At 50.2% G+C, this 25910-nt stretch carries 30 protein-coding genes; 20 read left to right on the top strand and 10 right to left on the bottom strand.

Going from position 1 to position 25910, the window contains the following annotated elements; translation table 11 throughout:
* Nucleotide 1: 1 nt before the first annotated feature.
* The gene (locus C0977_RS04740; RefSeq protein ID WP_200814219.1) at nt 2-1210 is read right to left on the bottom strand and encodes an APC family permease; all 1209 of its coding nucleotides are present in this window, start codon (nt 1208-1210) and stop codon (nt 2-4) included.
* Between the two features lie 17 nt (nt 1211-1227).
* Nucleotides 1228-1839: an amino acid permease gene (locus tag C0977_RS11210; protein WP_200814218.1), complete on the bottom strand. Its 612-nt coding sequence runs from the start codon at nt 1837-1839 to the stop codon at nt 1228-1230.
* A gap of 210 nt (nt 1840-2049) precedes the next feature.
* Here C0977_RS11210 and C0977_RS04735 point away from each other — a divergent pair, with 210 nt between their 5' ends.
* Both C0977_RS04735 and C0977_RS04730 read left to right on the top strand, forming a co-directional pair.
* The gene (locus C0977_RS04735; RefSeq protein ID WP_101912617.1) at nt 2050-3786 is read left to right on the top strand and encodes an ABC transporter permease; all 1737 of its coding nucleotides are present in this window, start codon (nt 2050-2052) and stop codon (nt 3784-3786) included.
* A 13-nt stretch (nt 3787-3799) separates the two neighbouring features.
* Nucleotides 3800-5113 (top strand): nitrate/sulfonate/bicarbonate ABC transporter ATP-binding protein, encoded by a 1314-nt coding sequence (locus tag C0977_RS04730; RefSeq protein ID WP_101912616.1) that lies wholly within the window; start codon nt 3800-3802, stop codon nt 5111-5113.
* A gap of 121 nt (nt 5114-5234) precedes the next feature.
* On the opposite strand, the gene bioA is transcribed toward C0977_RS04730, so the two are convergent.
* The 3 genes from bioA to C0977_RS04715 are packed head-to-tail and all read right to left on the bottom strand — an operon-like array spanning nt 5235 to nt 7843.
* A complete protein-coding gene (gene bioA, locus C0977_RS04725) occupies nt 5235-6590 on the bottom strand; it encodes an adenosylmethionine--8-amino-7-oxononanoate transaminase (protein WP_101912615.1) in 1356 nt (451 codons plus the stop codon).
* Between the two features lie 9 nt (nt 6591-6599).
* Nucleotides 6600-7268, bottom strand: coding sequence for a dethiobiotin synthase (gene bioD / locus C0977_RS04720; RefSeq protein WP_101912614.1), 669 nt, complete (start codon nt 7266-7268; stop codon nt 6600-6602).
* Nucleotides 7265-7843, bottom strand: a complete 579-nt coding sequence (locus C0977_RS04715) for a biotin transporter BioY (RefSeq protein ID WP_101912613.1) — start codon at nt 7841-7843, stop codon at nt 7265-7267. Before C0977_RS04715 ends, bioD begins: the two co-directional genes overlap by 4 nt.
* 318 nt (nt 7844-8161) lie before the next feature.
* Here C0977_RS04715 and C0977_RS04710 point away from each other — a divergent pair, with 318 nt between their 5' ends.
* The 18 genes from C0977_RS04710 (at nt 8162) to C0977_RS04625 (ending at nt 20853) form a co-directional block, all read left to right on the top strand.
* Nucleotides 8162-9280, top strand: a complete 1119-nt coding sequence (locus C0977_RS04710) for a GspE/PulE family protein (protein WP_101912724.1) — start codon at nt 8162-8164, stop codon at nt 9278-9280.
* Complete coding sequence (locus tag C0977_RS04705) at nt 9246-10247, top strand: type IV pilus twitching motility protein PilT (protein WP_101912612.1); 1002 nt, start codon at nt 9246-9248, stop codon at nt 10245-10247. The genes C0977_RS04710 and C0977_RS04705 overlap by 35 nt, the downstream gene beginning before the upstream one ends.
* Nucleotides 10244-11449, top strand: coding sequence for a type II secretion system F family protein (locus C0977_RS04700; RefSeq protein ID WP_101912611.1), 1206 nt, complete (start codon nt 10244-10246; stop codon nt 11447-11449). Before C0977_RS04705 ends, C0977_RS04700 begins: the two co-directional genes overlap by 4 nt.
* A gap of 14 nt (nt 11450-11463) precedes the next feature.
* The gene (locus C0977_RS04695) at nt 11464-11862 is read left to right on the top strand and encodes a competence type IV pilus major pilin ComGC (RefSeq protein ID WP_023052834.1); all 399 of its coding nucleotides are present in this window, start codon (nt 11464-11466) and stop codon (nt 11860-11862) included.
* A gap of 16 nt (nt 11863-11878) precedes the next feature.
* Nucleotides 11879-12340: a prepilin peptidase gene (locus C0977_RS04690; protein ID WP_023052918.1), complete on the top strand. Its 462-nt coding sequence runs from the start codon at nt 11879-11881 to the stop codon at nt 12338-12340.
* 20 nt (nt 12341-12360) lie between these two features.
* Nucleotides 12361-12783 (top strand): prepilin cleavage protein, encoded by a 423-nt coding sequence (locus tag C0977_RS04685; protein WP_145995073.1) that lies wholly within the window; start codon nt 12361-12363, stop codon nt 12781-12783.
* On the top strand, nt 12776-13102 hold the full coding sequence (locus C0977_RS04680; protein WP_101912609.1) for a hypothetical protein: 327 nt from the start codon (nt 12776-12778) through the stop codon (nt 13100-13102). Before C0977_RS04685 ends, C0977_RS04680 begins: the two co-directional genes overlap by 8 nt.
* The gene (locus tag C0977_RS04675) at nt 13059-13616 is read left to right on the top strand and encodes a hypothetical protein (RefSeq protein WP_145995071.1); all 558 of its coding nucleotides are present in this window, start codon (nt 13059-13061) and stop codon (nt 13614-13616) included. Before C0977_RS04680 ends, C0977_RS04675 begins: the two co-directional genes overlap by 44 nt.
* Complete coding sequence (locus tag C0977_RS04670) at nt 13594-14043, top strand: hypothetical protein (RefSeq protein WP_023052778.1); 450 nt, start codon at nt 13594-13596, stop codon at nt 14041-14043. Before C0977_RS04675 ends, C0977_RS04670 begins: the two co-directional genes overlap by 23 nt.
* Nucleotides 14044-14054: 11 nt before the next feature.
* Complete coding sequence (locus tag C0977_RS04665; RefSeq protein WP_101912607.1) at nt 14055-14804, top strand: hypothetical protein; 750 nt, start codon at nt 14055-14057, stop codon at nt 14802-14804.
* On the top strand, nt 14759-15337 hold the full coding sequence (locus C0977_RS04660; protein ID WP_101912606.1) for a PilN domain-containing protein: 579 nt from the start codon (nt 14759-14761) through the stop codon (nt 15335-15337). The genes C0977_RS04665 and C0977_RS04660 overlap by 46 nt, the downstream gene beginning before the upstream one ends.
* A complete protein-coding gene (locus tag C0977_RS04655) occupies nt 15327-15770 on the top strand; it encodes a pilus assembly protein (protein WP_101912605.1) in 444 nt (147 codons plus the stop codon). Before C0977_RS04660 ends, C0977_RS04655 begins: the two co-directional genes overlap by 11 nt.
* Before the next feature lie 158 nt (nt 15771-15928).
* A complete protein-coding gene (locus C0977_RS04650; protein WP_023052817.1) occupies nt 15929-16480 on the top strand; it encodes a shikimate kinase in 552 nt (183 codons plus the stop codon).
* A gap of 1 nt (nt 16481) precedes the next feature.
* Nucleotides 16482-17444: a 6-phosphofructokinase gene (pfkA, locus tag C0977_RS04645; protein WP_101912604.1), complete on the top strand. Its 963-nt coding sequence runs from the start codon at nt 16482-16484 to the stop codon at nt 17442-17444.
* Between the two features lie 23 nt (nt 17445-17467).
* Nucleotides 17468-18133, top strand: coding sequence for an amino acid ABC transporter permease (locus tag C0977_RS04640; RefSeq protein WP_023052840.1), 666 nt, complete (start codon nt 17468-17470; stop codon nt 18131-18133).
* A complete protein-coding gene (locus C0977_RS04635) occupies nt 18120-18839 on the top strand; it encodes an amino acid ABC transporter ATP-binding protein (RefSeq protein WP_023052779.1) in 720 nt (239 codons plus the stop codon). The genes C0977_RS04640 and C0977_RS04635 overlap by 14 nt, the downstream gene beginning before the upstream one ends.
* Nucleotides 18840-19053: 214 nt before the next feature.
* Nucleotides 19054-19839 (top strand): electron transfer flavoprotein subunit beta/FixA family protein, encoded by a 786-nt coding sequence (locus C0977_RS04630; protein ID WP_023052870.1) that lies wholly within the window; start codon nt 19054-19056, stop codon nt 19837-19839.
* 15 nt (nt 19840-19854) lie between these two features.
* Nucleotides 19855-20853: an electron transfer flavoprotein subunit alpha/FixB family protein gene (locus C0977_RS04625; protein ID WP_023052800.1), complete on the top strand. Its 999-nt coding sequence runs from the start codon at nt 19855-19857 to the stop codon at nt 20851-20853.
* Nucleotides 20854-20907: 54 nt separating this feature from the next.
* On the opposite strand, the gene C0977_RS04620 is transcribed toward C0977_RS04625, so the two are convergent.
* The 5 genes from C0977_RS04620 to C0977_RS04600 form a co-directional block, all read right to left on the bottom strand.
* Complete coding sequence (locus tag C0977_RS04620; RefSeq protein ID WP_101912603.1) at nt 20908-22134, bottom strand: aminopeptidase; 1227 nt, start codon at nt 22132-22134, stop codon at nt 20908-20910.
* A 16-nt stretch (nt 22135-22150) separates the two neighbouring features.
* Nucleotides 22151-23488: an MATE family efflux transporter gene (locus C0977_RS04615; protein WP_101912602.1), complete on the bottom strand. Its 1338-nt coding sequence runs from the start codon at nt 23486-23488 to the stop codon at nt 22151-22153.
* A 66-nt stretch (nt 23489-23554) separates the two neighbouring features.
* Nucleotides 23555-23821 (bottom strand): 30S ribosomal protein S20, encoded by a 267-nt coding sequence (gene rpsT / locus C0977_RS04610; protein ID WP_101912601.1) that lies wholly within the window; start codon nt 23819-23821, stop codon nt 23555-23557.
* 71 nt (nt 23822-23892) lie between these two features.
* A complete protein-coding gene (fba, locus tag C0977_RS04605; protein ID WP_101912600.1) occupies nt 23893-24858 on the bottom strand; it encodes a class II fructose-1,6-bisphosphate aldolase in 966 nt (321 codons plus the stop codon).
* 12 nt (nt 24859-24870) lie between these two features.
* Nucleotides 24871-25785 carry an RluA family pseudouridine synthase gene (locus C0977_RS04600; RefSeq protein ID WP_234987572.1) on the bottom strand — a complete coding sequence of 305 codons (915 nt, stop codon included), beginning with the start codon at nt 25783-25785 and terminating at the stop codon, nt 24871-24873.
* Nucleotides 25786-25910 lie beyond the last annotated feature (125 nt).

Genomic DNA, 25910 nt, shown 5'->3' with positions numbered 1-25910 from the left:
CTTATTTCAGCATCAGCGGCACCGTCGTAATAATGATGTTTTTTTCCCGCAGCAGCCGCAGCCGCAAAAGCATGCCGCTTTGATTGTGCAAAAGCATATGCCACATTTTTTTGGTTTCAAATTCGGGAATGACGATGGTAATAACATCGTTCGGGCCGATATTGCTTTGCAGCCGGCGAATATATGTCAGCAACGGTACGGTCAGCTGGCGATAAGGGGAATGAATGATCGTCAGGGGCAGATCGGGTTCCAGATCGTGCCATACTTGTTTGACTCTTGCCGCGTATTCTTCATTCGTATTGATGTGAACGGCGCTGATATGGTGGTTGCCGTTGTCGATTATTTTGGCATAGCGCAATGTTCTTACGATCGTTCGTGTCGGAGAGTCCAGGGGGATGACGATATAGTTTTTGCCCAGCTCCTTTTCTTTTACTTCTGCGTATTCGGCGTCTGTCAACAATAGTTGCGCTTTCACGTTGTCATAATGACTGCGGATTTTCGTGAAAATGTATACGGCGAAAGGAATGAAAACCATGATGATCCAGGCGCCGTATAAAAACTTGGTCAAAATGATGATCACAATAACAGTGAAGGTGATGGAAGCGCCGAAGGCGTTAATCAATGCACCTAGCTGCCAGCCTTTGGTCCTCGTTTTAAAGCGATGGACTACCAGCCCCAACTGGGCGATTGTGAAGGAGATGAAGACGCCGAGCGCATATAAAGAAATCAAGTGATCGACGTTACCGTGAAACAGGTAGAGCAGTGCGGTTGCGGCGATTGTCAGGAAGATGATGCTGTTGTCATAGCTGAGCCGGTCGCCTCGGTTGCGCAGATAACGGGGAACATAGCCGTCATCGGCCATTAACGACAGAAGTGGCGGGAGTCCGTTGTAAGAGGTGTTGGCAGCCAGGTAGAGAATCAGCATGGTGGCGATTTGGATGAAATAATAAAAGATAGTTTGTCCGAAAATGCTCTTAGCCAACGTGGACAGCAAGGTAGTATTTTCCATCGGCAGCAGATGGTGGGTAAGGGTCAGATACGATATGCCAAGAAGCATGATCCCCAGTAAAACGGCCATATATACGGTCGTTTTTATGGCGTTTGTATCCTGCGGCTTTTTGAAAACGCTGACGCCGTTGGAAATGGCTTCGACGCCTGTCATGGAACTGCAGCCGTTGGCAAAAGCATGGAGCAAATAAAATATCGTCACGTTGCTTATGGCCGGCGTTACCGATTCGACAGTGGCGGCACGGCGGCACCGGAGGAGAGTTGATACAGGCCGCAGCCGATCAGGACCAGCATGCCGAAGACGAAGGCGTAGGTGGGCCAGACGAAGACGGTAGATGATTCCCGAACGCCGCGCAAATTGATGAGCATGAGGAGACAGAAGAGGACAAACAGATTGATGGCCATCGCATAGGGAAGTAAAGCGGGGAAGGCGCTCACGAAAGCGGCTGTTCCCGACGAAACGGATACGGCCACCGTCAGCGTATAGTCGGCCAACAGGGCGGCGCCGGCTATGAGCGCCGGTGTCCGGCCTAAATATTCCTTGGCAACGGCATAGGAGCCGCCTCCTTCGGGATGGACTTTGATAACCTGGGAGTACGACGTTGCCACGACGGCCAGTAAGATCGTTATGGCAATGACGATCCAGCTGAAATAGGCGTACAGCGAGGCGGCGGCCAGAATGATAGCGATCTGTTCCGGCCCGTAGCCGACGGATGAAAGGGCGTCGGAAGAGAAAATGGGCAGTGCCTTCCATTTAGGCAACGCTTCGCCTTTTAAATCAGCTGATGATAAGGGGCGACCGATTAAGATGCGGTGAAGATTTTTGAGCATATAGGATCCTTTCCTGAATCATGAGAAAAATGTTTTCAATTGATGCTGATTGATTATGCCACTCTTTTCAACAAAAGACAATGGGGAAAAATAAATTTACATTTTTTTACAGAACGATTGTCGGCGACAGCTTGACCTTTGTAATCCTTTTATGATATACAATACAAGTGAATACGAACTTTGACGATAGTTTTGACTGAGGGTAAGGATATGGCTGTTTTTTCAGATAAAGAAAAATATACAGTGATTATTGACGTTTTTTTGTTTCTGGCAACGTTTCTGCTCTTTTACGGCGTATACTATCTGAGCAGGGGAATGACGGTGCCTTTTTCGCTGACAGATGAACCGCGGATCACGTTGGATCCGCTCTATTTACCCTATTATGCCGGACGGTCTGCGCTGCGCATTTTTATTGCCTTCTTTTTTTCCCTGCTCTTTTCCTTGCTGTACGGATATATCGCCGCAAAAAATCCTACGGCGCGCCGGATCATGATTCCGCTGCTGGATATTTTGCAGTCCATTCCTGTCCTGGGCTTTTTGTCGGCGACAATACTCATGTTTATCAATCTTTTTCCGCATCGGTTGACCGGCGTCGAAATTGCTTCCATTTTCGCTATTTTCACGAGCATGGCTTGGAATATGACTTTCAGCGTCTACCAATCGATTCTTGCGGAACCGGGCGATTTGCAGGAAGCGGCGGACGTGCTGCACATGAACGGCTGGCAGCGGTTTTTACATCTCGATGCGCCGGTCTCCGCCATCGGCCTCGTTTGGAACGGAATGATGTCCTTCGGCGGTGCCTGGTTTTTTTTAGCTGCCAGTGAAGCGATCAGTGTCATGGGTCAAAATATTCAGCTTCCCGGCGTCGGTGCCTATTTGGCCGTTGCCACGACGGAAGGCGATTTTACGGCTATGTTTTACGCCGTTATTACGATGTTCATACTGATCGTTCTCATTGATCAGCTGTTTTGGCGGCCCCTTGTCGTCTGGAGCCGGAAGTTTAAGATTGAACTGTCCGAGAGCGGACAGCAGCCTTCTTCCTGGCTTTATGAAGCGCTGCAGCGTTCTTGGCTGATGAACTGTCTGGTGAAGAACATCATCCTTTTTCCCTGCCGTGCGGTCAATAAGGCAATCAACTTTTTTGCCGACGCCGTCGCTTCTTTTCAGCAGCGTTTGGCAAGAGATAAAAAAAAGCATGTCGTCGATGGGGTTATAAAAGGAGTTCTCCTTTTGGCTGCCGTCTATTTTCTGTTTCCCCTCTTGCAGAGCACCTTGTCGAATATCAGTGAGATCAAAGTGGGAGATATAGAAAACGCGGTTGTTTTGGGTCTATATACGCTGCTGCGAGTGTTGGCGGCCTTGACCATCGGCTTGCTTTGGACACTTCCTCTGGGCGTTGCCATCGGCTTGAGACCTAATCTGTCGGAAAAAATGCAACCTGTGATTCAGATCATTTCCGCTTTTCCGGCAAACATGATTTTTCCCTTTGTGACAATTATTTTCTTGAAGTATCATCTGGATTTCGAGTTCGGCTCCGTTTTTTTGATGATGCTGGGGACGCAATGGTATATCCTTTTTAATGTTATTGCAGGAGCCATGAGTATTCCTAACGATTTACTGGAAGCGGCCGCCGTTTTTCATATAACGGGATGGCGGAGATGGCGCTATGTGATTTTACCGAGTATTTTTCCGCATTTGCTTACCGGGCTGATTACCGCTTCCGGCGGAGCTTGGAATGCCAGTATCATTTCCGAAATCGTCATCTGGAAAGATCAGCCGCTGATTGCGCAGGGCCTGGGAGCCTATGTAAGTCAGGCGACGACAGCCGGTAATTGGCCGCAGATCATTATCGGCATCATGATTATGTGTCTGTTCGTCATTATGGCCAACAGGCTGATTTGGCAGAAATTATATGATCTTGCCGAAAGTCAATTCCACATAGAATAAGAGGTTACTTACGATGAAACAGCTCCTTAGCTTAGAGAAAGTGAATCAATCGTTCCGAATCAAAGGAAGAGAAGCGGTAACGATTTTGAAAGATATCAACCTTTCCGTCAACGAAGGGGAGTTTGTAGCGATTTTGGGGCCGTCAGGAGCAGGTAAGTCGACTTTGCTGCGGATTATTGCCGGCCTGATCACGCCTTCGCAGGGGACGGTATCCTATTTGGGGAAGCCGATTATCGGCGTCAATCCGGGGATTGCCATGGTGTTCCAATCGTTTGCCTTATTCCCCTGGCTGACTATTTTGGATAATGTCATGCTGGGGCTGGAAGGCAAGGAGATGTCGGAAAAAGAGAAATTAGAACGTTCGATGAATATTTTGGACGTTGTCGGCTTAGACGGTTTTGAAAGCGCGTTTCCGAAAGAGCTGTCCGGCGGTATGCGACAGCGTGTCGGCATTGGGCGGGCCCTGGTCAGCGAGCCGGATATCCTGTTGATGGATGAAGCGTTTTCGGCCTTGGATATTCTTACGGCCGAGAACCTGCGTCGTGACTTGTTGGATCTGTGGCTGGAAAAAAAGATTCCTACAAAGGCGATTATCCTGGTTACGCATGGCATTGAAGAAGCCGTATACATGGCGGACAGAGCCGTTATCCTTTCTACTCGGCCGGCTACGGTGCGGACGAATTTACCGATTTTGCTACCGCGGTGGCGTGAACGAAAGTCAACGGAATTTTTGACATATGTTGATAAAATCTATTCACTTATGACAAATCCGGAAACTGTCGGAAACGGAGATGCGGCGAGCGGCGTCTTCGGCGCTGCCGACAGCGGCAGGCAACAGCGCCGCGAACCGGTGTTATTGCCGAATGTGACGGCTAGTGCTTTGACCGGATTTTTGGAATTATTGGCCGATTCGGGAGAAAAAACCGATCTCTATAAGTTGGCTGATCGGTTTATTATGGATATTAAGGACTTTTTTCCGTTGGTGGAGTTTTCCAATTTATTACGCTTTTCTGCCGTTACGGAAGGGGATATCGCCTTGACTGAAGACGGCAAAATTTTTGCCGAAGCCAGCGTGTTGGAGCGCAAAGCATTATTTAAACAGCATATTCTGGACAATGTCGCCTTTATTCACGAAATGGCTCAAAAAATAGAAAATGATACGGATCAGAAGATGGATATTGATTATTTTCAGGAACAATTGGCCGCATCCATCGGCGATGAAAATGCGGAAAAACAAATGGATCTGATCATCGGCTGGATGCGTTATGCGGAATTGATTACGTACGATGATGTATCTGAGCAGGTGTCGTTTGACAACAGTTTATAATAATAATCGAAAAAAAAGTCCTGCACATGCGATTGTATACATCGTTACGTGCAGGACTTTTTTCAATTGCGTGCCGTTGCCGCTGCGAATCCATGGTGAAGACAGGTGCAGATTCTGTCGGTCAGCGATATCCCAAAACGGCGTGAACCGCGTCCGTACAGATGGCAACGGCCTGGTCCAGCGTGGTCCGGTCGATATTCAAGGGCGGGTTGAAATAGATCACGTCGCCAATGGGACGAAGGAGCAGGCCTCTTTTCATGGCCTGCCGGGCAATTTGAAAACCGATTCGCCGTGATGGGGGATACGGTTTCTTTTCGTCTTTGGAAGCGACAATTTCCAAGGCGTTGATCAGCGCGATATGGCGGATTTCGCCGATGTGACTGTGATTTCCCAGTGACGCTTGCAGTTGCGCGTGCAAATACGTTCCCGTTGCGCTGGCCGTTTCCAGAACGGCATCTCGCTGCAGGATGCGCAAAACTGTCGTTGCCGCCGTGCAGCCCAGCGGATTGCCGGCATAGGTGTGACTGTGGACAAAAGCCTTATGCGTTTCGTAATCGTCGTAAAAGGCGCGGTAAACGGCTTCTGTCGTAATCGTCAGCGACATGGGCAGATAACCGCCTGTCAAGCCTTTTGAGGTACAGAGGATGTCCGGACTGACCCGGCTCTGTTCGATGGCGAAGTATGTGCCTGTACGGCCGAAGCCGGCGGCGATTTCGTCATCAATGAGGAGTACGCCGTAAGCATCGCACAAACGGCGGAGCTTCGTTATGTAGGCCGGTGGATATATGCGCATACCGGCGGCGCCTTGCAGTAGCGGTTCAATGATCAGTGCTGCCGTTACGTTTCCGTAACGGGCGAAGGCCGCTTCGGCATGTTCGATGCAGGCACAGTTACAGCTGTCACGTTGTTCTCCGTAAGGGCAGCGATAACAATCGAGACCGTCGATGTGAATCGCTTCGGTCAGCAACGGTCGGTATAATCGGGCGTAGAGATCCATGCTGCCGACGGCCAGTGCGCCGATGGTTTCGCCGTGATACGACCCGGCAAGGCACATGAATCGTTGCCGTTCGGGATGCCCCGTTTGGCAGTGATATTGAAAAGCCATTTTTAGGGCGCATTCAACGGCGGACGAGCCGTTGTCGCAGAAATTGTAGCGCTGCAATCCCGGCGGCAATAACGGCGTCAATTCGCGGCAAAGAGAAATGGCCGGACGATGGGTAAAAGAAGCGAAGATCACGTGCTCCAGTGTGTCGAGCTGCTTTTTTACGGCAGCGTTGATTTCTGCATTGCAATGGCCGAGGAGATTGCACCACCATGAGCTGATAATATCAATATATTCTTTTCCGGCCCTGTCGTACAGATAGGGGCCTTTGCCGCGCTCAATAACGGGAAAGGCGAAACTTTCCGCATCCTTCATCTGTGTTGCCGGATGCCAGATGTATTTTTTATCGTCTTCTTGCCAGATATCGGTATTCATTTTGCACCTCTATTCATACAGGCCGGCCCAAAATCCGGCACTGCGGGGCAGCGTTTTTTCATCAGGTGCGACGGTGGCCAAAACGGGCAGTGCCGTCAGCTCTTCAATCATCTCGGCATTGTCCCTTTCCATGGCGGTATCGGTGTAACGATTAAGGATAAAACCTTTCACGGGCAGCCGGAGGGCCCGCATATAATGTGCCGTTAAAACGGCGCTGTTGATGCTGCCTAAGCCGGATGAACTGACAATGACGGAGGGCAGCCGAAACCAGGAAATGATATCGGTCAGGTAATAGACGGCACTGCCGTCATGGCGGATCGGGCAGACGATTCCGCCGCTTCCTTCTACGGTAAGGTATGCATGACGCTGTTTCGCCGTTTCATAATCATGGCAGATCACTTCTTTTTCCGGCTGGTTTCCTTCCCAGCGGGCTGCCAGATGCGGCGAGACGGCGTGTGTATAGCGATAGGACAGCAAGAATTCGGGTGGATCATTGATTTTTGCCATCTTATTTACGTAGTCGGCGTCACAGTCTTCGTTTTGCGGAGCACCGCTGACAGCCGCTTTGTAGTAGCCGCATGCGTAGCCGCCGCGGCGCAGCGTTTTACTGAGGAGTGCCGCTATATAGGTCTTGCCGACATCCGTGCCTGTTGCCGTTACAAAAAGGCCTTTTGTCATTTTTCCCCCTCCCTTCTCGCCGGCAGTGAGACAAAGGGCCGGATGCGCTTATAAAAGAATGCCGCCAACAGGGAGAGACAAATATCGCCCGGTACGGCGAGGAGAAAACAATACAAAAAAAGCGGCCAGAGCCCAATCGGCGATTGCAGGTAGACGGTATTGATGAAGTATACGTAGGCAATGCCGCAACTGTAAACGACGGCCAGACCGGACAGCGCTGCAACCAGCAGATACGTGCCGGTCAAGTTGACGCCTTTTTCGACCAGATAACCTGTCAGCCACGTGCCGCCGATAAAGCCGAGCAGATAGCCGAAAGTAGGTTGCAGCACATAGGCGGGGCCACCGCCGGCAGTAAAGATCGGTAAGCCGATGAGCCCGAGAAGAACGTATGTTCCGGTAGCAATTGCGCCGCGTTTGCCGAGAACCATGCCGGCTAAGGTTGTAAAGAAAAATTGCAGCGTGAAAGGGCAATATGGCAGCGGTACCCGAATGAAGGCGCCGATGGCGATTAACGCCGTAAAGAGAGCGCAGAGAACGGAAACTCTTGCCGTTTGTAGTGAATGAAAACAACGCATGAAAACACCTCGCTGAATAAAGTATCGTTCGGCCGAAAAACATGTTCACAGTATAGAACGTAACTTATTCCGTGTCAATGTTAACAATTATATAAAAATAAAAAGTTTACAATAAAAGTGATCAGATTATGAGAGGGGGTAAATATTTCGGCATAGTTTCAACGACAGAAAAAGGGCGTAAATTAAAGGTAAATTAAAATTCCATTAAAACTAAATGAAAATTGCTTCGCCGATGATTAAAATTTGATTAGAATTTCTGCTGAACAGAAATTACATGGTATTCTTGCCTTAAAAAGGAAAGGAGGCCGTGTTTTGGATATGGATAAGAGGCTGCCGCACTTAAAAGGAACGGCGCGGGAGTTGATTGACGCCTTGCTTGAAAAAGCAGTGTCTTTCCGGGCCAGTGACGTTCACATTGAGCCTATGGACAATATGGTGCGAATACGTTTGCGCATTGACGGCGTACTGATGACGCTGGGCTATATTCAGCGTGATAAACTGGAGGCCATGTTAGTACGCCTGAAGGTGTTGGCTTCTTTGGATATTGCCATGAAGCGGTTGCCTCAAGACGGGCGCTTCTTCTGGGAAGACTGCGGCAGGCGTTTTGATTTGCGCCTCAGCACGATGCCGACGATACGTGGGGAAAAAGCGGTCTTGCGTATATTGGACGCCGTTTCGGCAAGCCTGACGCTGACCCAGCTCGGGTTGACGGAATGCGTCATCAAAGAAATCAGATCGGTCATTCGCCTTCAGCACGGCTTGTTCATCGTCAGCGGTCCGACGGGAAGCGGCAAATCTACTACGTTGTATGCGATTCTGCACGAGCTGGATGCGGCTACTGTAAGCATTGCAACGTTGGAAGACCCTGTGGAATACAAGGTGGACGGTTTCTGTCAAAGTCAAGTTCACGCCAAAGGCGGCGTGGAGTTTCATAATGGACTGCGGGCGCTGCTGCGTCAGGATCCGGATATTCTCGTGATCGGCGAGATTCGTGACAGAGAAACGGCGGAAATTGCCGTTCGCGCATCGTTGACCGGTCATTTAGTGTTAACGACGCTGCATGCTTCTTCCGCGTTGGACGCGGTGACGCGCCTGTTGGACATGGGGATTGAGGCTTATCTCGTTGCAGATGCCCTCAGCGGCATTGCCGCGCAGCGGTTGGCACGCCGTCTTTGTCCGCAGTGCCGCAGCGGCGGCAGCCGCGGCCCCGGCTGTGCGCATTGTCATCAGTGCGGCTATTACGGCCGCTTTTGCCTCTGTGAAATCGTGCCTGTACGATATCATGTCAGAGCCGCCGTGCGGAACGGTGCCGGTAAAGATCTCCTGTCGGCGGCGGCAATAAAGGACGGCGCGCTGTTTTTTCATGACGCGGCTGCAGCTGCATTGCAGGAAGGATTAACCGATGCGGACGAAATTGATCGGGTCTGTACAGAATGACCTGGGAAGACAGTTGAACGGGATTATAGAGAAAGCCGTTTCGCGGAAGGCTTCGGATATTCATTTGCAGGAAGGCCGTGATCCGTTGTTTCGTTGCGGCGACCTTCTGGAAGACGCAGGCGGCGTTACCGTGGAAGCGTCTTTGCTGCAAACGTGGCTCGATACGCTGGGGCCGAAAGCGGAAGAAACCGGGTTTGCGTCTGCAGCTTACACTTGGGATCGGGGGATTCGCTGTCGCGTACACATTTCCCGTGAACTGGCCGGCATACACGCTGTCATTCGTTTGCTCTATCCGTTGGCGGACTTGCCTCCTGATGAGGATCAGCCGTTCCTGAACGATCTGGGAAGGTTGAAAGACGGACTGATTTTATTATGCGGTCCTACGGGGAGCGGCAAGACGACGGCGATTTGGCGCATTCTTTCCGCTGTCAATGAGGCGAGAAAATGCCATATCATCACCTTGGAAGAACCGATTGAGTATGTACTGCAAAGTAAGGAAACGCTCATTTCGCAACGGGAATTCGGACGGCATTTTTCTTCCTATGAAGACGGTCTCAAGCAATCGCTGCGTCAGGATCCGGATATTATCCTGATCGGAGAAATTCGTGATTTTTTAACTATGGAGGCTGCTTTGCATGCCGCCGAGACGGGACACCTTGTCCTTTCCACGCTTCATACGCGGTCGGCGCCGCAAGCTATCAGCCGTGTCGTCGGCATGAGCCCGGCCGGGCGTCAGGCGGATATTCGCTGCCGTCTTGCCTTAATCTTACAGGCCGTATTGGCGCAACAGGGAAAACAAGAGGAGGAAGGATATCGCATTTTTCGCGAAATTCTTGTGGTCACGCCGGCTGTAAGTCAGCTGATCCGCAGCGGCAAGGAGTATCAGCTTCCGGCTGTCATGCAGACAGGCGCTCAATTCGGCATGCGGACGATGGCGCAGGCGCTGCAACGCGGGAGGCGGCTGTGAGACGCTTTCGGATTGAAGTCGTCGACAGAGAAGGAAAGCTTCGTCATATGCATATCAGCGCGCCGTCCGAAGAAGATGTCGACAGTGCTGTGGCGAAACGGGGATGGCAGATTCGAACTATTGAAGGGGAAGGAGCATATTTTTTCTTTTGCTTCGCTTCAGTACCCAAATTCAGCACGGCAAGATTAGCCTTCTTTTTTTCACAATTGGCGATGTTGCTGCAGGCCGGGCTCCCCGTAGCGGAAAGCTGGCGCCTTATTTGTCGGGAGATGCGGAAGGACAAGGCGGCGGCCTTGTTGGAAGAGGGAGTAAGTAAAATGGAACGGGGAATGACGCTTTCAGCGGCGATGGAGGGGACCGGCTTGTTTCCGGCGTCTGCGTGCCGCATCCTGGCTGCCGGGGAATATGCCGGCACATTGGAAGGAACGTTGCAGCTTCTAGGTGCGTATTATGAAAGAGTCGGGAAAACGCGGCAAAAGATAGTACAGGCCCTTATCTATCCGCTGTTTTTGCTGGTTGTTACGAGCTTCGTATCTGTCGGCGCCGTCCTGTATATTCTGCCTGTTTTTGCAGCGCTTTTTTCTCACATGCAGACGCCGTTGCCGGCGGTAACGCGTCTTTTGTTAAGCGGCGGCGAGCTGATCAGAGAAAACAGCATTGGCCTTGTCCTTTTTTTGGTTGCCGCCACAGCTTCTATCTGGTACGGCTTCGGGAATGAAATCCGACGAGGGAAAATAGAAGGGGCGTTGTGTCAGTGTGAAAAAGCCCGAGAATTGTATTTGAGTTGGTGCTGGCAGCGCTTTTCCTTGGTACTGGCTATGCAGCTGGGCGGTACGGTTCCGCTTACAGAGGCTATGCGTCTGGCTGCAGATACGGTAGATGCCCCATGGTTTCGGCAGCGCGTTTATCGGTCTCTCCAGTATTTGGAAGGAGGCCTTTCCCTGAATGAAGCTGTCCGTATCTGCGCCTTTGACACGCCGTATGTAGGTGTAATGCTGCGTGTTGCCGAATCGACGGGGAATTACGAAGCGGTCTTGCAGTCTATTGCCGCATATTATTCCTGGCGGCTGGAGTCGTTGTCGGTAAAGGCGGGGAAAGCGCTTGAGCCGCTCATGCTGCTTATTATCGGCACTATTGTCGGCATAGTTGTTCTTTGTCTGCTTTTGCCGTTGTTGGCTATGACGACGGAACTTTCGCAATAAGGAGAGGAGTAGAAATGATGAATAAGAAGATGAACTTAATTGCCTTTCGGCAGTATCGGGTACGGAACGGCTTTTCCTTATTGGAAATGCTTATTGTCGTCAGCATTATTTTGATTTTAGCAACAATTGCGGTGCCGAAGTTTACGACAGCCGGCAAAACGGCAAAAGTGGCGAAAATAGAAGCCGATATCAGGACGATTGATAACGCCGCTGCTCTTTATGAACTTGAAAAGGGTACCTATCCGAAGACGATTAGCGTGTTGGTCGAAAGGGACGCCAACGGCAAAAGTTATTTGCAGTTCGAACCGGTTCTTCCCGATAATTCGAAATATACGATTGCCGCCGACGGTACCGTTTCCGGTACTTTTGACGGTGTGACCTATAATTCACGACGCGAACAGATAAAGCAGTAAATAAATGGAGAGTTTGATGATAAAAAATATGCTGGTATGGCCGGTATCCGTCTGGTTTGTGACGGCAGTTGCCGCTTCGCTGGTCATTGTTTGTACCGATCTCGCCTGTTTTTGGATACCCGATTTACCGGTACTGCTTTTAGGCGCCGCCAACGTCGCCGCTTTGGCCGGTGGTTTGTTTCGCCCGGATCCTCTCGTATCCTTGGCCGCCGCGTTGTTCTTCACGTTGTTGTATGTCTTCTTTCCCGGCGGTATGGGCAGCGGCGACCTGAAGTTGTTTTTGGCCCTCCTGCCGGGCTGCATCTGTTGCGGCGTCTGCGTGCTCGTTCTCTGTGCTTTTTGGACGGCTTTTCCGGCGGCGTTGGCGCAGTATTGGTTGTGCAGGAAGAAGATGTTGCCCTTCGCGCCTTTTTTAATTGTCGGCTGGTGGTTTTCCCTATTCTGGGGAAAGGAATGGCTGCAATGGACAGGCATATAAGAACGAAAAACGGAGGATTCATGTTGACAGAGTTGCTAGTTGCCGTCGCTGTGCTGCTCCTGCTTCTTTCCTCTGCCCTTCCTCGTGCCGGCAGATACGGAGCGGCTCATGCAGTCGATTTGGCGGCTCGTGAAACGGTGATGGAGTTGCAGCATATTCGTGAACATGCCTTGGGAAACGGCAAGCGCTACGGAGACCGATGGATCATTTCCCTTCGCAGCGGCGGATATACGGTACTTCATAACGGTGCGGCCGTTAGGGAGCGGTCATATCCGAAAAACGTGTGTGTCGCCAGTTACGGAGGGAGGCAATGTTATTTTGAATTTGATGATAAAGGAAAGCCGTTGGGAAAGCATATGCAGATTATTTTGCGTCAGGAAAATGCTGCCTATGAACGCAAAATTATCATCGCCGCGCAGACAGGCAGAATACGGATTGAATAAAAACGGTTTCATCTTAAGCGACGTTCTCCTGGCGGCCGTATTTGGGGCCTTTATCTTTCTGTCGTCAGCCGTTTTGCTTCATTCATCGCTTGACATGGTCACCAAGGCGAAGTGGATCCGTACAGCGGCCATGCTGGGGCGGTTGTATTTGGAAGAGAACGGTCAACATATACCGGCCATGTATGACGCCGGCGGCGACAGATATCTTCTTACGATGGAAAAAACAGTTGTATCTCATCGGTACAGTTGTCATCGTCTTACGGTGGAGATGCCTGATGGCAGGACAAAAAAATTTGAACGTTTCATTAATGAAAGATAGGAAGCAAAATGGTTTTGTTTTACTGAATATGCTGCTCTCGTGTCTTGTTTTTTTCATGATGTTCACGTCATTTCTTTTTCTGGGAACAACAGTCGTAAAGATCTATAAGGACAATGAAGTGAGGGAAGACCTGATGCGGCAGGGAATTCTGATTGATGAGACTTTATATACGGAATTGCGTTTTGCTTCACAAATCGAAACGCAGGACGCAAGCATTCGCTTCCTTGACGGCGCCGGCAAGCGATCCGGTTTTTCCGTGCATAACGGCACGGTCTATCGACTCCTCAGCAATGGTGGAGAACAGCCGTTGAGCGGTCGTGATACAGGTATTTCGAAACAGGGGCGATACGCTGTCAAAACATTCGGCAACGCGCCTTTTTTTAAGGACGAAGGCGGCTTTCTTCACATTTCCTTTATCCTTGAAGAAAGCAGTACCGGGCTGGCGTGGCCTTGCCGTCTTGCGGTCCGGCCGCTTACGGAGTTGATGTTTGATGGATCTGCAAAAGAAAAATAACGGCTTTGTCTCCTGCTTTGTCTTGGCCTTGGGGCTGACTGTATTGATGATAGCCATGGGCAGCGCCAGATTGGCGCAGGATCAGCTGAAGGAGGCCGAGGCTTATTGTGATACGGTGACGGCGGCGTATTATGCGGAGAACCTTCTGCATTTGTATTGGGACGAAATGTCGGCGCAGCCGTGTCGGGCTATGCCGCTCAGCGAGAAAAAAGACGGCCGGAAGTTTTATCCGTCAGCTCCGACGGCAGCCGACTTGGAAGTTCATTGTGTTACGGGCGTGCACAATTCAACTTTTGAAGGCACTGCACAGGCAAGCTGTACGATGAAGCTGAGCGGTATGACCAGAACTTGTTCGATTCGGTTTCAGGTCCGACCCGGTGAGGGTGATGCAGGAGATCAGATAGTGATTACACGCATCTCTTATTGAGGAGGCAGGTTATGTTACTGTATAGAAGAGCGATTCTTTGGTTTTCGAAGGACACGGTATATATTTTGAAGGGAATCAGGAACTGGCGTTTTTCCGTCGTCTCCTGCCTGTTTGACGCCCATCGGATCAGAGCCGGGACAGGACAGGCGTCGGGCATACGAGAAAAAGGGTTCCGGGAACTAAGTGAAATATACGGTCTTCAACAGTACAGGGTCAGCATTGTTGTCGGCGGGGGCAAGCTGATTTATAAACAAACGATATTGCCGACAGCGTCCAAGAAAAAGGCGAAAGAGTCCGTTTTTTGGGATAATACGCTTTTGGATCAGAGCGAAGATTTGGCAATCGACATTTACAGGGCCGGCAAGGTATCGGGTCAGGACGCTTACCGCTGGATTATCGGCGCCTACCCGCTGTCGGAAATTCGCATGCTTGCGGAAGGTGCCAATGCGTATACGGCGGGACTTGAAGAAATCGATATTTTGCCGACACTGGCGGCGCGTATATTTTCCGCTTGCGAGGGGACCGTATATTTGCCGGAAGGCAATGGTTGTCATGTCTTCGCCGTTAACAGCGGCGCTGTCGAGGCGTATGAATGGCAGGGAGAAAGGCCGTTGCTGCCGACAGATGACATGCCGTCGGCGACAGCCGTCCTGAAGAAGGATGGCCGCTGGCAGGAGGCCGTAGTAAAGACGACGGTGGGAAAGGTGATGAAGCAGTGGGAAATTCCGTATCTTGGCGCTTTCTTATTCGAAAAGCTTTAGATTCGTCCATGCGTTTCGATTTGACGGAACGGGAAAACGGCTTATGGGAAAAAAAGGCGGTACGGTATCTGTACAGCTTTTCCCTATACGGGTTGATCATCGCTTTGCTGCTGCTGGCGACAGCGAATGGCGTATTATATTGCAGAATTTGCAAACAGAAACAGGTGTATGAGGCGTATTTTTGGCCAAGTCAGCAAAAAATTGAGGAGCAGAACGCGGCGCTTCAAACGGTGCTGGACTACAGCCGGAAAGTAAATGCAGACCGAGGCGTTCATTGGAGTGCACTGCTGGTCTCTTTGGCGGAGACCAGGCCGAGTTCCGTAACGGTGACGTCGTTACAAGCGGATAAAGGAAAGCTTTTCATCGAAGGACGGACGCCGGACCGGAAGGCGTTGACGGAATGGCAGGGGAAACTCAGGCAGTTGAAAGCAATGACGAATATCGCCTTACGCAAAACGGCAAATGATAAGAACGGCAACATTTCCTTTTCTATGGAAGGAGAAACGTTTTCGGAGGGGAAAAATGAAAACTGATTCGGCCAAACGGCACCTGATTGTTCTAATTATCGTGTTTTTAATAACGGCAGGACTCATTGTCGTTTGCCGTCAGTTGTATGCAAAGAGCGCCGCCTGGGACGAGGCGCTGCAGAACGCGGCGCGTTACCAGGCGGCGTCGGAACAGGCGCCCGGTAACCCGCATAACCGGTTCCGTCCGGCAGAGGATCCGCCAGATCTGGAAACGGTAATCGATATGAACGGCAAGGCTTGTCATCTGCTTCTTCTTTCCATGCAATCCCTGCCGGATCAAAACAGAAGCGTTGAGGTGGAATTCACAGGGGCATATGGCGATGCGATCTGTTTTTTGAACCGCATGGAAGGGGCATCACCTCTTATACGGTGTCGCGTAAAGAAGATGGAAAGAAGAGAAGGGACTATTTATACACTCATGGAGGTGGAGAGCCGATAGGCGGTCAATTTCATATGTAATAAAATGGACAGTACGTTTATACATAAATTTATTGTGTAAAAAGTACTGTTTTTTTATGTTAATTTAAACGTTTTTTTGGTATAATGATATGCACATATTGCGTATAATCATTTGGCACGTACGCAAGGGGGGACAGAATGAAACGTAATATTGTTCTTGTCGGCATGATGGGAAGCGGAAAAAGTCATATCGGACGTAAACTGGCGCAACGGTTGAATTGGCAGTTTGTCGATACGGATCGCAAAATAGAACGGTCCGTAGGCATGAGTATTTCCGACTTTTACCGGCATGAGGGAGAAAAAGCATTTCGGGAAAAAGAATTCAATATACTGCAGCAAGTCAGCCGGTATCATGAAGCGATCATCTCTTTTGGCGGCAATTTCCCGATGAATATTGAAGCTTATAGAGTTTTACACCGATATGGATATATTATTGCGCTGCAGTCGGATCCGCATCGTGTGGAGGAACGCGTAGGACGGCATATTGGCAAGCGCCCTACCGTGGATTACGGCAATCTTCATGAATTTGTCATAAAAATGATACGGTCTTGGGAAGACATTTATTCGTATTGTGATTATGTGGTCGATACGACACGGGGCGGTGCGTCGCAGCTTGTAGAGACCATTGTTGAAGAAATTGACCGGCAAGGTGTCAGCTTTGCTGAACGTAAGCAAAAGGAGTATGAGTAAGATGATTAGTAAAATTGCTGTGCTGACGAGTGGCGGCGATGCGCCGGGGATGAATGCGGCTATTCGCGGCGTAACGCGTTATGCGATTCACAAGGGGCTGAGCGTCGAAGGCGTGATTCGGGGCTACGAAGGGTTGCTGAGCCGTCAGTTGAAGCCGTTGGGCAGACGTGATGTGGGAGAAATCATTCATCGCGGCGGTACGATGCTGCGTACGGCAAGATGTCTGGAATTTCTGCGGGAAGAGGTACAGGAGGAAGCGGCGGCGTATTTGCGCGAACAGGGAGTTGATGCGCTTGTCGTCATCGGCGGCGACGGTTCTTTGCGCGGGGCACAGGCACTGAGCCGCCTCGGCATTCATACGGTCGTCATTCCCGGTACGATTGACTGTGATATGATGGGGACCGAATATACGCTCGGCTTTGACACGGCGGTCAATACGGTGTTGCAGTCGGTCAATAAGATTCGCGATACGGCTTTTTCTCACGAACGCGTAGCCGTTGTTGAGGTGATGGGCAGGCACGCCGGTTTTATCGCTCTTTACGCCGGGATGGCGGCAGGAGCGGAGGCGGTTTTGATTCCTGAACATCCTGTCGATCTGGAAGCGTTGTGCCGACATCTTTATGAATCGCACAGCATGAAGAAAATGAGCAGTATCGTTATCGTTGCCGAAGGAGCGGCCAAAGGCTCCGATGTCGTTGAATATATTAAAAAACATTCGTATTTGGAGCCGAATCTGACCGTTTTGGGATATGTGCAACGCGGCGGCTCTCCGACGGCGCACGACGCGATCATGGCCAGCCGTTATGCGCAGGTAGCCGTAGAAAGTCTGCTGGCCGGTTTGTATGACTGCGTTGTCGGAACGATCGACGGCCGTATTGTGGCAATGCCGTATAAAGAGGCGGAAAAACTCCATTTTGCCATTGATGAACGCATGTATGAGTTGATTTTGGATCTGGGACGATAATCATGTAAGGAGTGTTTACGAGTATGCATTTTGATTTTTCTCTAATCTGGGACTCTTTGCCCTTGCTGCTGCAAGGGGCGGCTGTTACGATCGAAATTACGGCCATTGCCGTCGGCATCGGCTTTATTTTGGGTTTGATCACCAGCGTTTGCCGCTTATCCAACATAAAACTGTTGAAGGTTCTTGCCGTCTGCTATGTGAACGTTATTCGCGGTACGCCTATGCTGGTGCAGATATTCCTCATTTATTTCGCATTACCTCAGATACTCGGCATGCGTATCAATCCTTTGGTGGCGGCTGTTGCCGCCTGCTCCATTAACAGCGGCGCCTATGTTTCCGAAATTTTCCGCGCCGGCATTCAATCGGTCAATAAAGGACAGATGGAAGCAGGCCGGTCTCTCGGTCTTTCCTGGGGACAGACGATGCGGTACGTTATTTTGCCGCAGGCCTTCAAAAATATGATTCCCCCCCTCGGCAATGAATTCATTTCCATGACGAAAGAGACCTCCATGGTTTCCGTCATCGGCTTTGAGGAATTGACGCGGCGCGGTCAGCTGATCATTGCCAAGACCTACGGATCTTTTGAGATTTGGATGACCGTAGCCTGCCTGTATTTAATTATGACGTTGGGCATCGCGCAGTTGGTAAGTTATTTAGAACGGAGGTTTGCGACGGATGATAGAAATTAAAGGGTTGAAAAAAAGTTTCGGCAGCCATAACGTTCTGAACGGGATTGATCTCACGATCCATGATCAGGAGGTCGTCGTTATTATCGGGCCTTCCGGGTCCGGTAAGAGTACGATCCTGCGCTGCATCAATTATTTGGAAGCGCCGAGTTCCGGCGAGATTTCCGTAGACGGCATCAGCATGAGCGATGCGAAAAGCATTAATGCTATTCGCATGGAAGTTGGCATGGTTTTTCAGCGTTTCAATCTGTTTCCCCATATGACGGTTCTGGAAAATATCATGCTTTCTCCGATCAAGACTCGGCATATTGATAAAAAGGAAGCAGCTGAGACCGCGATGCGCCTGCTGGAAAAAGTGGGACTTGAAGACAAAAAAGATGCGTATCCCGATACCTTGTCCGGCGGGCAGCAGCAGCGTGTCGCCATTGCGCGGGCTTTGGCGATGAAACCGAAATTCATGCTTTTTGATGAACCTACGTCGGCGTTGGATCCCGAGATGGTGCGGGAGGTTCTCGATGTCATCAAGGCCTTGGCAAAAGACGGTATGGCAATGGCTATCGTTACGCATGAAATGGGTTTTGCCCGTGAAGTTGCCGACAGGGTTCTCTTCATTGACGAAGGATTGATTCTTGAAGAAGGAAAACCGGATGATATTTTTTCTCATCCAAAAGAAGGGCGAACGCAAGAATTTCTGTCTAAAATACTTTGAGAAAAACAGCCGTAAAGGCTGTTTTTTTGTATCGGCGAGGTGTTTTTGCTGATTCTCCGGAGAGAACACGGCAGTAGCAAAAGAACAATTGAAAAAATTTTTCAATTAATATAAAAAATAATTATTATTAGTTGATATATATAAAATAATATGATATTATATACTCATAAAGGATAGATTTGCTCTAAGAAAATATATAAGGGAGGATTGGAAGATGAATATTGTTGTATTAGTAAAACAAGTACCTGCCGTTTCCGATATTGAAATAGATCCGAAAACCAATAATCTGGTTCGTATCGGCGCGCCTTCAATGCTGAATCCCGTTGATTTCAATGCTGTCGAAGCGGCTTTACAAGTAAAAGAGGCGGTTGGCGGTACGGTTACGCTGATCACCATGGGAACCGCATTGGCCGGGGAAGCGATGCGCGACGGCATTGCTATCGGCGCCGATAAGGGGATTCTTGTCTCCGACGAACGAATGGGCGGTTCGGATACGCTGGCTACCGGAAAGATACTGGCCAAAGCTATTGCCGCTATCGGTGATGTTGATCTCGTCTTTACGGGAAAACAATCGGCTGACGGTGATACGGGGCAGATTCCGCCGGCAGTTGCGCAGCATTTAGGCATGTCGCTGGTTTCTTATGCAGATTCCGTTGTTGTAGACGGTACGACGGTGAAGGCAACCCGCCATAATCACGGCGGTATTGAAACGGTAGAAGCCCAGCTTCCGGCTGTATGCTCGGTTACGGAATTGATCAACACGCCGCGTTCGCCCAAGATCAAGGGTAAGATGAATGCCAAAAAAGCGATCTTCGATGTATGGCGTTTGGAAGATATCCAGTTGGATCCCGCTGAAGCAGGGAAGAGCGGATCGGCGACAACGGTTACAACGACCTTTGCTCCGGAAAAACATGCAGTCGGCATGATGATAGAAGGCAGTGACACGAAGGATGCCGTTAAAAAACTGGTAGATACATTAGCTTCCGAAAAAATACTGTAAGGGGAGGGAAAAGCGATGGAATTAAAACAAAATGTCTGGGTATATATTGAATTGGTAAACGGCACGATCAGTCCGCTGAGCTTGGAACTTCTCGGTAAAGGCCGTGAATTGGCTGACAGTAAAAAGAACGGACTTGTCGGCTGGATTATGGGTGAAGGTGCTGCTGCGGCAGCCGAACAGGTCATCGGATATGGCGCTGATGCCGTTGTCGTTGTTGATAATCCGGAATTAGCTTCTTTCGAATCGTCGCTGTATACGAAGGCGGCCGAAGAAGTTTTAAATAAATATGAACCGAATGTTGTCCTCATCGGCGCTTCGCATAACGGTCGTGATTTGGGCGGGCGCCTGTCAGCGGCTATGAATCTGGGGCTCGTTGCCGATTGCATCAATTGCGGCTACGAAGGCGACGATGATTCCATTACCTGGATTCGTCCCGCCTTTACCGGTAAATTGTTCGTGAAAATATTGACGACGACACGCCCGCAGTTGGCTACGATCAGTGATAAAATATTCCGCGGCAATGTTTTCGATGCGGGGCGTACAGGTGAGATCATTCATGAAACGGTTTCGTTAAATGGGGCAAAGCCGTTGCAGCAGGTTGTCGGTTTCGAACCGTTATCGGCTGAAGAACAGGAACTGACGATTACGAATGCGGAAATCGTCGTCGGCGCAGGCCGCGGCGTAGGCAGTCCTGAAGGCTTGCAGAAAGTCGCTGATTTTGCCGCTTCTATCGGCGCCGCACTTGGTGTTTCCAAGCCGCTCGTTGACAGCGGCTGGGCTCCCCATGAAAAACAGGTCGGCATAACAGGTTCGAAAATTGCGCCGAAGATCTATATCGCTCTCGGTATTTCCGGCGCGATTCAACATAAGCTCGGTTTGCAGGACGCAGAGCTGATTATCGCCGTCAATTCCGATCCTGATGCGCCAATTTTTGAATTTGCCCATTACGGTATCGTCGGCGATCTCTTCGATGCACTGCCGGTGCTGGAAGAGGAAATTAAAAAGATAAAATAAGATGAATAAAACTTAGACGTAAAAAAGATGCGGATCTTATGATCCGCATCTTTTTTACGTCCAATTTCCGTGACTGAAAACAGGGACTTCCGAACCGTCCTTTTTGATTCCCGTTATGTTCAGATCTGCTGAACCGATCATAAAGTCAATGTGAAGCATGGAATCATTTAATCCGGCTTTAGCCAACGCTTCGGCAGATTGATCGGGACCGCCTTTCAGACAAGTAGGGTATGCTTTGCCGAGAGCCAAGTGGCAGGAAGCGTTTTCATCAAAAAGGGTTTCATAAAACAATTTACCGGAGAGAGAAATCGGTGATGTATAGGGGATTAGAGCGACCTCTCCCAAGCGGCAGGCGCCGGCATCCATTTGCAGTAATTCTTTCAGCACCGTTTCTCCCGCAGCGGCGTGTACTTCCGTCACTTTACCGTTGGAAAAGGTCAAGGAGAAATCACGGATGACCTTTCCCTGATAAACCAGCGGTTTCGTGCTGAAAACAATACCGTCGACGGCGTCTTTATGCGGCGCCGTGTAGATTTCTTCCGTAGGAATATTGGCGTTGAAAGGGTGGTGGGCAGTTGTCTCTTCGACCCCGCCTTGCCAGATATGCGTTTCCGGCAGGCCGACAGTCAGGTTGGTTCCGTTTGCGCTTGTGTATCGGAGCGCCGTAAATGCCTGCGCCGTCATCCATTGACGTCTGCTTTTTAAGTGACTCAGATGACGGTTCCAATCTTCAAGGGGATCATCTCCGTCGGCGCGGGACGCTTTCAGAATTTCACGCCACAAGGCATCGATCGCTTCCTTTTCCGGCAGGTCGGGATACAACAGCCGTGCCCAGGCCGGGCCGGGCACGGCGGCGACAAGCCAACTGACCTTTGATGCCATCATGCCGTCTATATATTCTTTCAGCGCCTCGTTTTGCGCTCGCTGCGCCGCAAAAATCTTTTTACTGTCGATACGGTCCATTAAATAAGGATTGGCTGAAATCAGATTGCAGAAGGCGGCGCCCTGTCGATAGTAATGGAGACTGAAATCACGGCGCCAGTCGGGCAGTATTTTGAAGTTTTTCAGCTCTTCGTATTCATAGCGAAGGCGTGTGACAGCGTCAGATCGCCAATTGACAACGACTTGGGATGCGCCCAGGTCATAGGCCCTCTTGGTCAGCAGCGTGACGAAATCGGACGCGTCGACAGGTGCATTGACGACAAGAATCTGCCCTTTTCGCAGAAAAAGGCCTTTTTGCAGCAAGACATCGGTATAGTTTAGTAATTTTGCTCGTTCCATGAGATCCTCCTTTGCATTAAGCGCGCCAGGCCGTATGGTGCCAGAGACGGGCGTTCAATGAAAACGCGTTTATGGCCAGGCCGATGATCAGACTCAACCAGTACCCATAGGCGCCCCAGTCCGTTGCATGGGCCAGCGCGATGCCCAAAGGGATGGAAATGAGCCAATACGTGATGAAAGAGACGAAAGTGATGACCTTGACATCTTTATAGCCGCGCAAGATCCCTTGTACCGGTGTGCCGAGGGCATCAAAGAAGGCAAACAGCATGGCGTAAATGATGAAGGTGCGGATGTGAGTAAAGGTTTCATAATCACTGGTGAAGGCGCCGCTGATAGTGTCTAGACCGATGTAGGTCAACATTACCGTAAGGCAGGCAATAAACAGCGATACGCCTTGGCAGATCACGGCGTATTGCCGTGCGCCTGCAGGATTTTTGGCGCCGACTTCATAGCCGATGACGATCGTTGCCGTCAGACTGATGCTCCAGGGAATCGTGTATATAAACTCGGAATAACTGATCGCCGCCTGATTGGCGGCCAAAAAAACGGTGCCGAATTCACTCATGAGGAGGCCGACTATGCTGAATAGGCTCGTTTCGCAAAAAACGGCAATGAAGATAGGAATGCCCAGTCGCAGTTGTTCGCGGCACAGAAACCAGTCGAAAGGCCGAAAGACGCGCCACAGCCGGTATGAGCGGAAAGGTTCTTTGAAGCGAAAGATGAGGATAAAGAGAAAGAGCGTGAGCCAAGCGGCAATCGTGATAGCGTAGCCGGCGCCGGCGCCGCCCAGGGCCGGCAGCCCGGCCGCTCCGAAGATTAGTCCGTAGAACAGGAAAATGGTCAGCACCATGTTGGTCAGCAGTACGGCCATGGAAAGGTGCGTCATGCCGTGTGCATCAACAACGTAGCGTAAGGTGGCCTGTATGAAGGTAGGAAGAATCCCGAGAGACAGGGCAAAGAGATATTCTTTTGCGATGTAGTGGACAGCCGGGTCCAGGGACATGAGACGAAGAAACGGATCCGTAAAAATGATTCCGAAAAGGATAATAAAGATGGTGAAGAAAAGAGAAAGATAAATGCTTTGCATAATGTAGGAAGGGATATCATCCGTTTTGTTGGCGCCGCGCAGCTGCGAAAGAATTGGTGAAATGCCGAAAAAAATGCCGCAGACTCCGGCAAAGACGGGATACCAGATGTTAACGGCGACAGCGACGCCTGCCAAATCGACCGTACCGGCCCGGCCGCTGAAGACGCTGCTGAAGACATTGGTGCCGACTTGCGCCATTTGCGTCAAAAGCAAGGGGAAGAATAACATGAAAAAATAGTTGAGTTGATTTCGTGCGGGAAAGGTCATAATCCCTCCTATAAGAAATACATACTAAAACAAGCCCCGTTTGCACGGGGCCTGCAGGCATTCAAATTATTTTTCCAAGCCGTTTACTTTAACAGCTAAGCGAGATTTTTTACGGGCTGCTGTATTTTTGTGAATGACACCCTTTTGAGCGGCGCTGTCAATAACACTGCTGGCTTTATTAAACGCTGTTTTAGCGGCTTCTGCATCTCCTGCGGCAACGGCTTCGGTCGTATGGCGGATAGCTGTGTGTACCGAAGATTTTACCCGAGAGTTGGCTGCGTGACGGGCTGCGTCTTTTTCCATTGTTTTGATGTTGGATTTGATTTGCGGCAATTGATTCACCTCCCTACATTACAAGAACACTAGAAAGAATTTTATCATAGTATACTGCAAAAAGCAAGCGTTTACGCCTTGTTTTCAGAGCCGAAAACGGCTTTAATCTTATGAGCAACAAGTTCCTGTACATTTTGGCGACCGTCTTTCAAATATTGACGGGGATCGAAGTGATCGGGATGTTCTGCCATATGTTGGCGAATGCCGGCAGTCAGGGCCAGGCGCAGATCGGAGTCGACATTGATCTTGCAGACCGAAAGGGAGGCGGCTTTGCGCAGTTGTTCTTCAGGAATACCGACGGCATCTTTCAATTTGCCGCCGTTGTCATTGATGATTTTTACGTAAGCAGGAACGACGGAAGAAGCGCCGTGGAGAACGATGGGGAAGCCGGGCAGGCGTCTTGAAACTTCTTCGAGAATATCGAAGCGGAGCGTAGGCGGCACTAAAACGCCTTGTTCGTTACGCGTGCATTGTTCCGGCTTGAATTTATAGGCGCCGTGGCTGGTACCGATCGCAATGGCCAGAGAGTCGACGCCGGTTCTGGAAACAAATTCTTCCACTTCTTCCGGGCGCGTATAAGAAGCGTCTGCCGCATCGACATGGACATCATCTTCAATGCCGGCCAGTTGTCCGAGTTCCGCTTCGACGACGACACCGTGGGCATGCGCGTATTCGACGACGCGTTTCGCCAAGGCGACATTTTCATCGAACGCATACTGCGAGCCGTCGATCATGACCGACGTAAAGCCGTTATCAATGCAATCTTTGCAGGTTTCAAAGTCGGCGCCGTGATCCAGGTGAAGCGCTACGGGCAGATCATGGTCTTCCAAGGCGGCTTCCACGAGGTGTTTCAGATACGGCGGTTTGGCGTAATTTCGCGCTCCCGCGGAGGCCTGCAGAATGACCGGAGAATGCAGCGCTGCCGCTGCATCCGTGATTGCCTGTACTAATTCCATATTGTTGATGTTGAAAGCGCCGATTGCATAATGGCCTTCATACGCTTTTTTAAACATTTCCGTTGTCGTTACTAATGGCATGAGACATTCCTCCTAAATATAATCGTGCACTATATCATTCCAGCCAAATTTGTCGATGATATGTTTCATATCCGTCGGCAATGGGGAATTAACGGTGAGTCGGTTTCCCGTCACGGGATGAATAAATTCGATTTTTCCGGCGTGTAACGCCTGACGTGTCAATAAAGTGCGGTGACCGCCATACAAGTCGTCTCCTGCCAAGGGGCAGCCGAGGTAAGCGCTGTGCACGCGAATCTGGTGTGTCCGTCCCGTATGCAAGGTGATGCTGAGGAGACTGCAGTTATCGGCGGCTGCAAGACGGGTAAAATCAGAGACCGCCTCTTTGCCGTTATCGCACGTGCGGCGTTTTATTATACTGTCGCTGCAACGTCCGATGGGACAGGAAATATGCGCTGTTTTTGCCGGAAAGCGGCCTTCGGAAATAGCCAGATAGGTGCGGTGATAAAAAGACTTTTTTCTGTCAAAAGCATATTGTATATGCGGTGCTTTGGCGATCAGACAAAGGCCGGACGTGTTTTTATCCAACCTGTGCATGGGATGATAAGAAGACTGTTGGCCGCTTTCGTGATAATGAAAAGCGACGGCATTGGCCAGCGTGTTTTGCCGCACTGCTGCCGTTGGATGCATCAGCAGACCGGCCGGCTTGTTGACAACCAAAAGGTAGGCATCCTCGTAAGCTATATCCAGGGGAATGGGGCAAGGCGAAATGTGTTGATTAATGCTCAGATTGACTGTGATCCGGTCCCCTTCGCGCACCAGATCTTTGAGTAATGCCGGCGCGCCGTTTACGGCACAACTGCCGTTGTGTTTCAAGCGGCGCCGCAAGGTGGCCGAAATGCCGAAGTGACGCAGCGCCCCTGCCAGCGACGTCGGCTTTTCCAGAGGCCCTACTGTAAATTGAAGCATCGGTATCATTGTTTCCTGCATGATATCCCCTTCCTATCGCTATGTATAGTATACAGGAGAGAAATGCAGAAAGCCAATTAAGAAAAAGAGATTTAACAATTAATTATTAAATTTATATTTTCTTTATACATAGGAAAACCTATTCA

This window comes from Megasphaera vaginalis (ex Bordigoni et al. 2020) (genome assembly GCF_900240295.1).
In the GTDB taxonomy this organism is placed as follows: domain Bacteria; phylum Bacillota; class Negativicutes; order Veillonellales; family Megasphaeraceae; genus Megasphaera; species Megasphaera vaginalis.
Note: the sequence above shows the minus strand (reverse complement) of the source record. Positions and strands in the feature narration are given on the sequence as shown.

Coding starts and splice junctions, on each gene's coding strand:
- C0977_RS04670 (WP_023052778.1), top strand. CDS start 13,594: ATGGATCTGCAAAAGAAAAATAACGGCTTTGTCTCCTGCTTTGTCTTG.
- C0977_RS04620 (WP_101912603.1), bottom strand. CDS start 22,134: ATGGAACGAGCAAAATTACTAAACTATACCGATGTCTTGCTGCAAAAA.
- C0977_RS04655 (WP_101912605.1), top strand. CDS start 15,327: ATGAAAACTGATTCGGCCAAACGGCACCTGATTGTTCTAATTATCGTG.
- C0977_RS04600 (WP_234987572.1), bottom strand. CDS start 25,785: ATGCAGGAAACAATGATACCGATGCTTCAATTTACAGTAGGGCCTCTG.
- C0977_RS04690 (WP_023052918.1), top strand. CDS start 11,879: ATGATAAAAAATATGCTGGTATGGCCGGTATCCGTCTGGTTTGTGACG.
- C0977_RS04640 (WP_023052840.1), top strand. CDS start 17,468: ATGCATTTTGATTTTTCTCTAATCTGGGACTCTTTGCCCTTGCTGCTG.
- C0977_RS11210 (WP_200814218.1), bottom strand. CDS start 1,839: ATGCTCAAAAATCTTCACCGCATCTTAATCGGTCGCCCCTTATCATCA.
- pfkA (WP_101912604.1), top strand. CDS start 16,482: ATGATTAGTAAAATTGCTGTGCTGACGAGTGGCGGCGATGCGCCGGGG.
- C0977_RS04735 (WP_101912617.1), top strand. CDS start 2,050: ATGGCTGTTTTTTCAGATAAAGAAAAATATACAGTGATTATTGACGTT.
- C0977_RS04615 (WP_101912602.1), bottom strand. CDS start 23,488: ATGACCTTTCCCGCACGAAATCAACTCAACTATTTTTTCATGTTATTC.
- C0977_RS04705 (WP_101912612.1), top strand. CDS start 9,246: ATGCGGACGAAATTGATCGGGTCTGTACAGAATGACCTGGGAAGACAG.
- C0977_RS04715 (WP_101912613.1), bottom strand. CDS start 7,843: ATGCGTTGTTTTCATTCACTACAAACGGCAAGAGTTTCCGTTCTCTGC.
- C0977_RS04630 (WP_023052870.1), top strand. CDS start 19,054: ATGAATATTGTTGTATTAGTAAAACAAGTACCTGCCGTTTCCGATATT.
- fba (WP_101912600.1), bottom strand. CDS start 24,858: ATGCCATTAGTAACGACAACGGAAATGTTTAAAAAAGCGTATGAAGGC.
- C0977_RS04625 (WP_023052800.1), top strand. CDS start 19,855: ATGGAATTAAAACAAAATGTCTGGGTATATATTGAATTGGTAAACGGC.
- C0977_RS04695 (WP_023052834.1), top strand. CDS start 11,464: ATGATGAATAAGAAGATGAACTTAATTGCCTTTCGGCAGTATCGGGTA.
- C0977_RS04650 (WP_023052817.1), top strand. CDS start 15,929: ATGAAACGTAATATTGTTCTTGTCGGCATGATGGGAAGCGGAAAAAGT.
- C0977_RS04730 (WP_101912616.1), top strand. CDS start 3,800: ATGAAACAGCTCCTTAGCTTAGAGAAAGTGAATCAATCGTTCCGAATC.
- bioD (WP_101912614.1), bottom strand. CDS start 7,268: ATGACAAAAGGCCTTTTTGTAACGGCAACAGGCACGGATGTCGGCAAG.
- C0977_RS04665 (WP_101912607.1), top strand. CDS start 14,055: ATGTTACTGTATAGAAGAGCGATTCTTTGGTTTTCGAAGGACACGGTA.
- C0977_RS04675 (WP_145995071.1), top strand. CDS start 13,059: ATGGCAGGACAAAAAAATTTGAACGTTTCATTAATGAAAGATAGGAAG.
- bioA (WP_101912615.1), bottom strand. CDS start 6,590: ATGAATACCGATATCTGGCAAGAAGACGATAAAAAATACATCTGGCAT.
- C0977_RS04635 (WP_023052779.1), top strand. CDS start 18,120: ATGATAGAAATTAAAGGGTTGAAAAAAAGTTTCGGCAGCCATAACGTT.
- C0977_RS04685 (WP_145995073.1), top strand. CDS start 12,361: ATGTTGACAGAGTTGCTAGTTGCCGTCGCTGTGCTGCTCCTGCTTCTT.
- C0977_RS04710 (WP_101912724.1), top strand. CDS start 8,162: ATGGATAAGAGGCTGCCGCACTTAAAAGGAACGGCGCGGGAGTTGATT.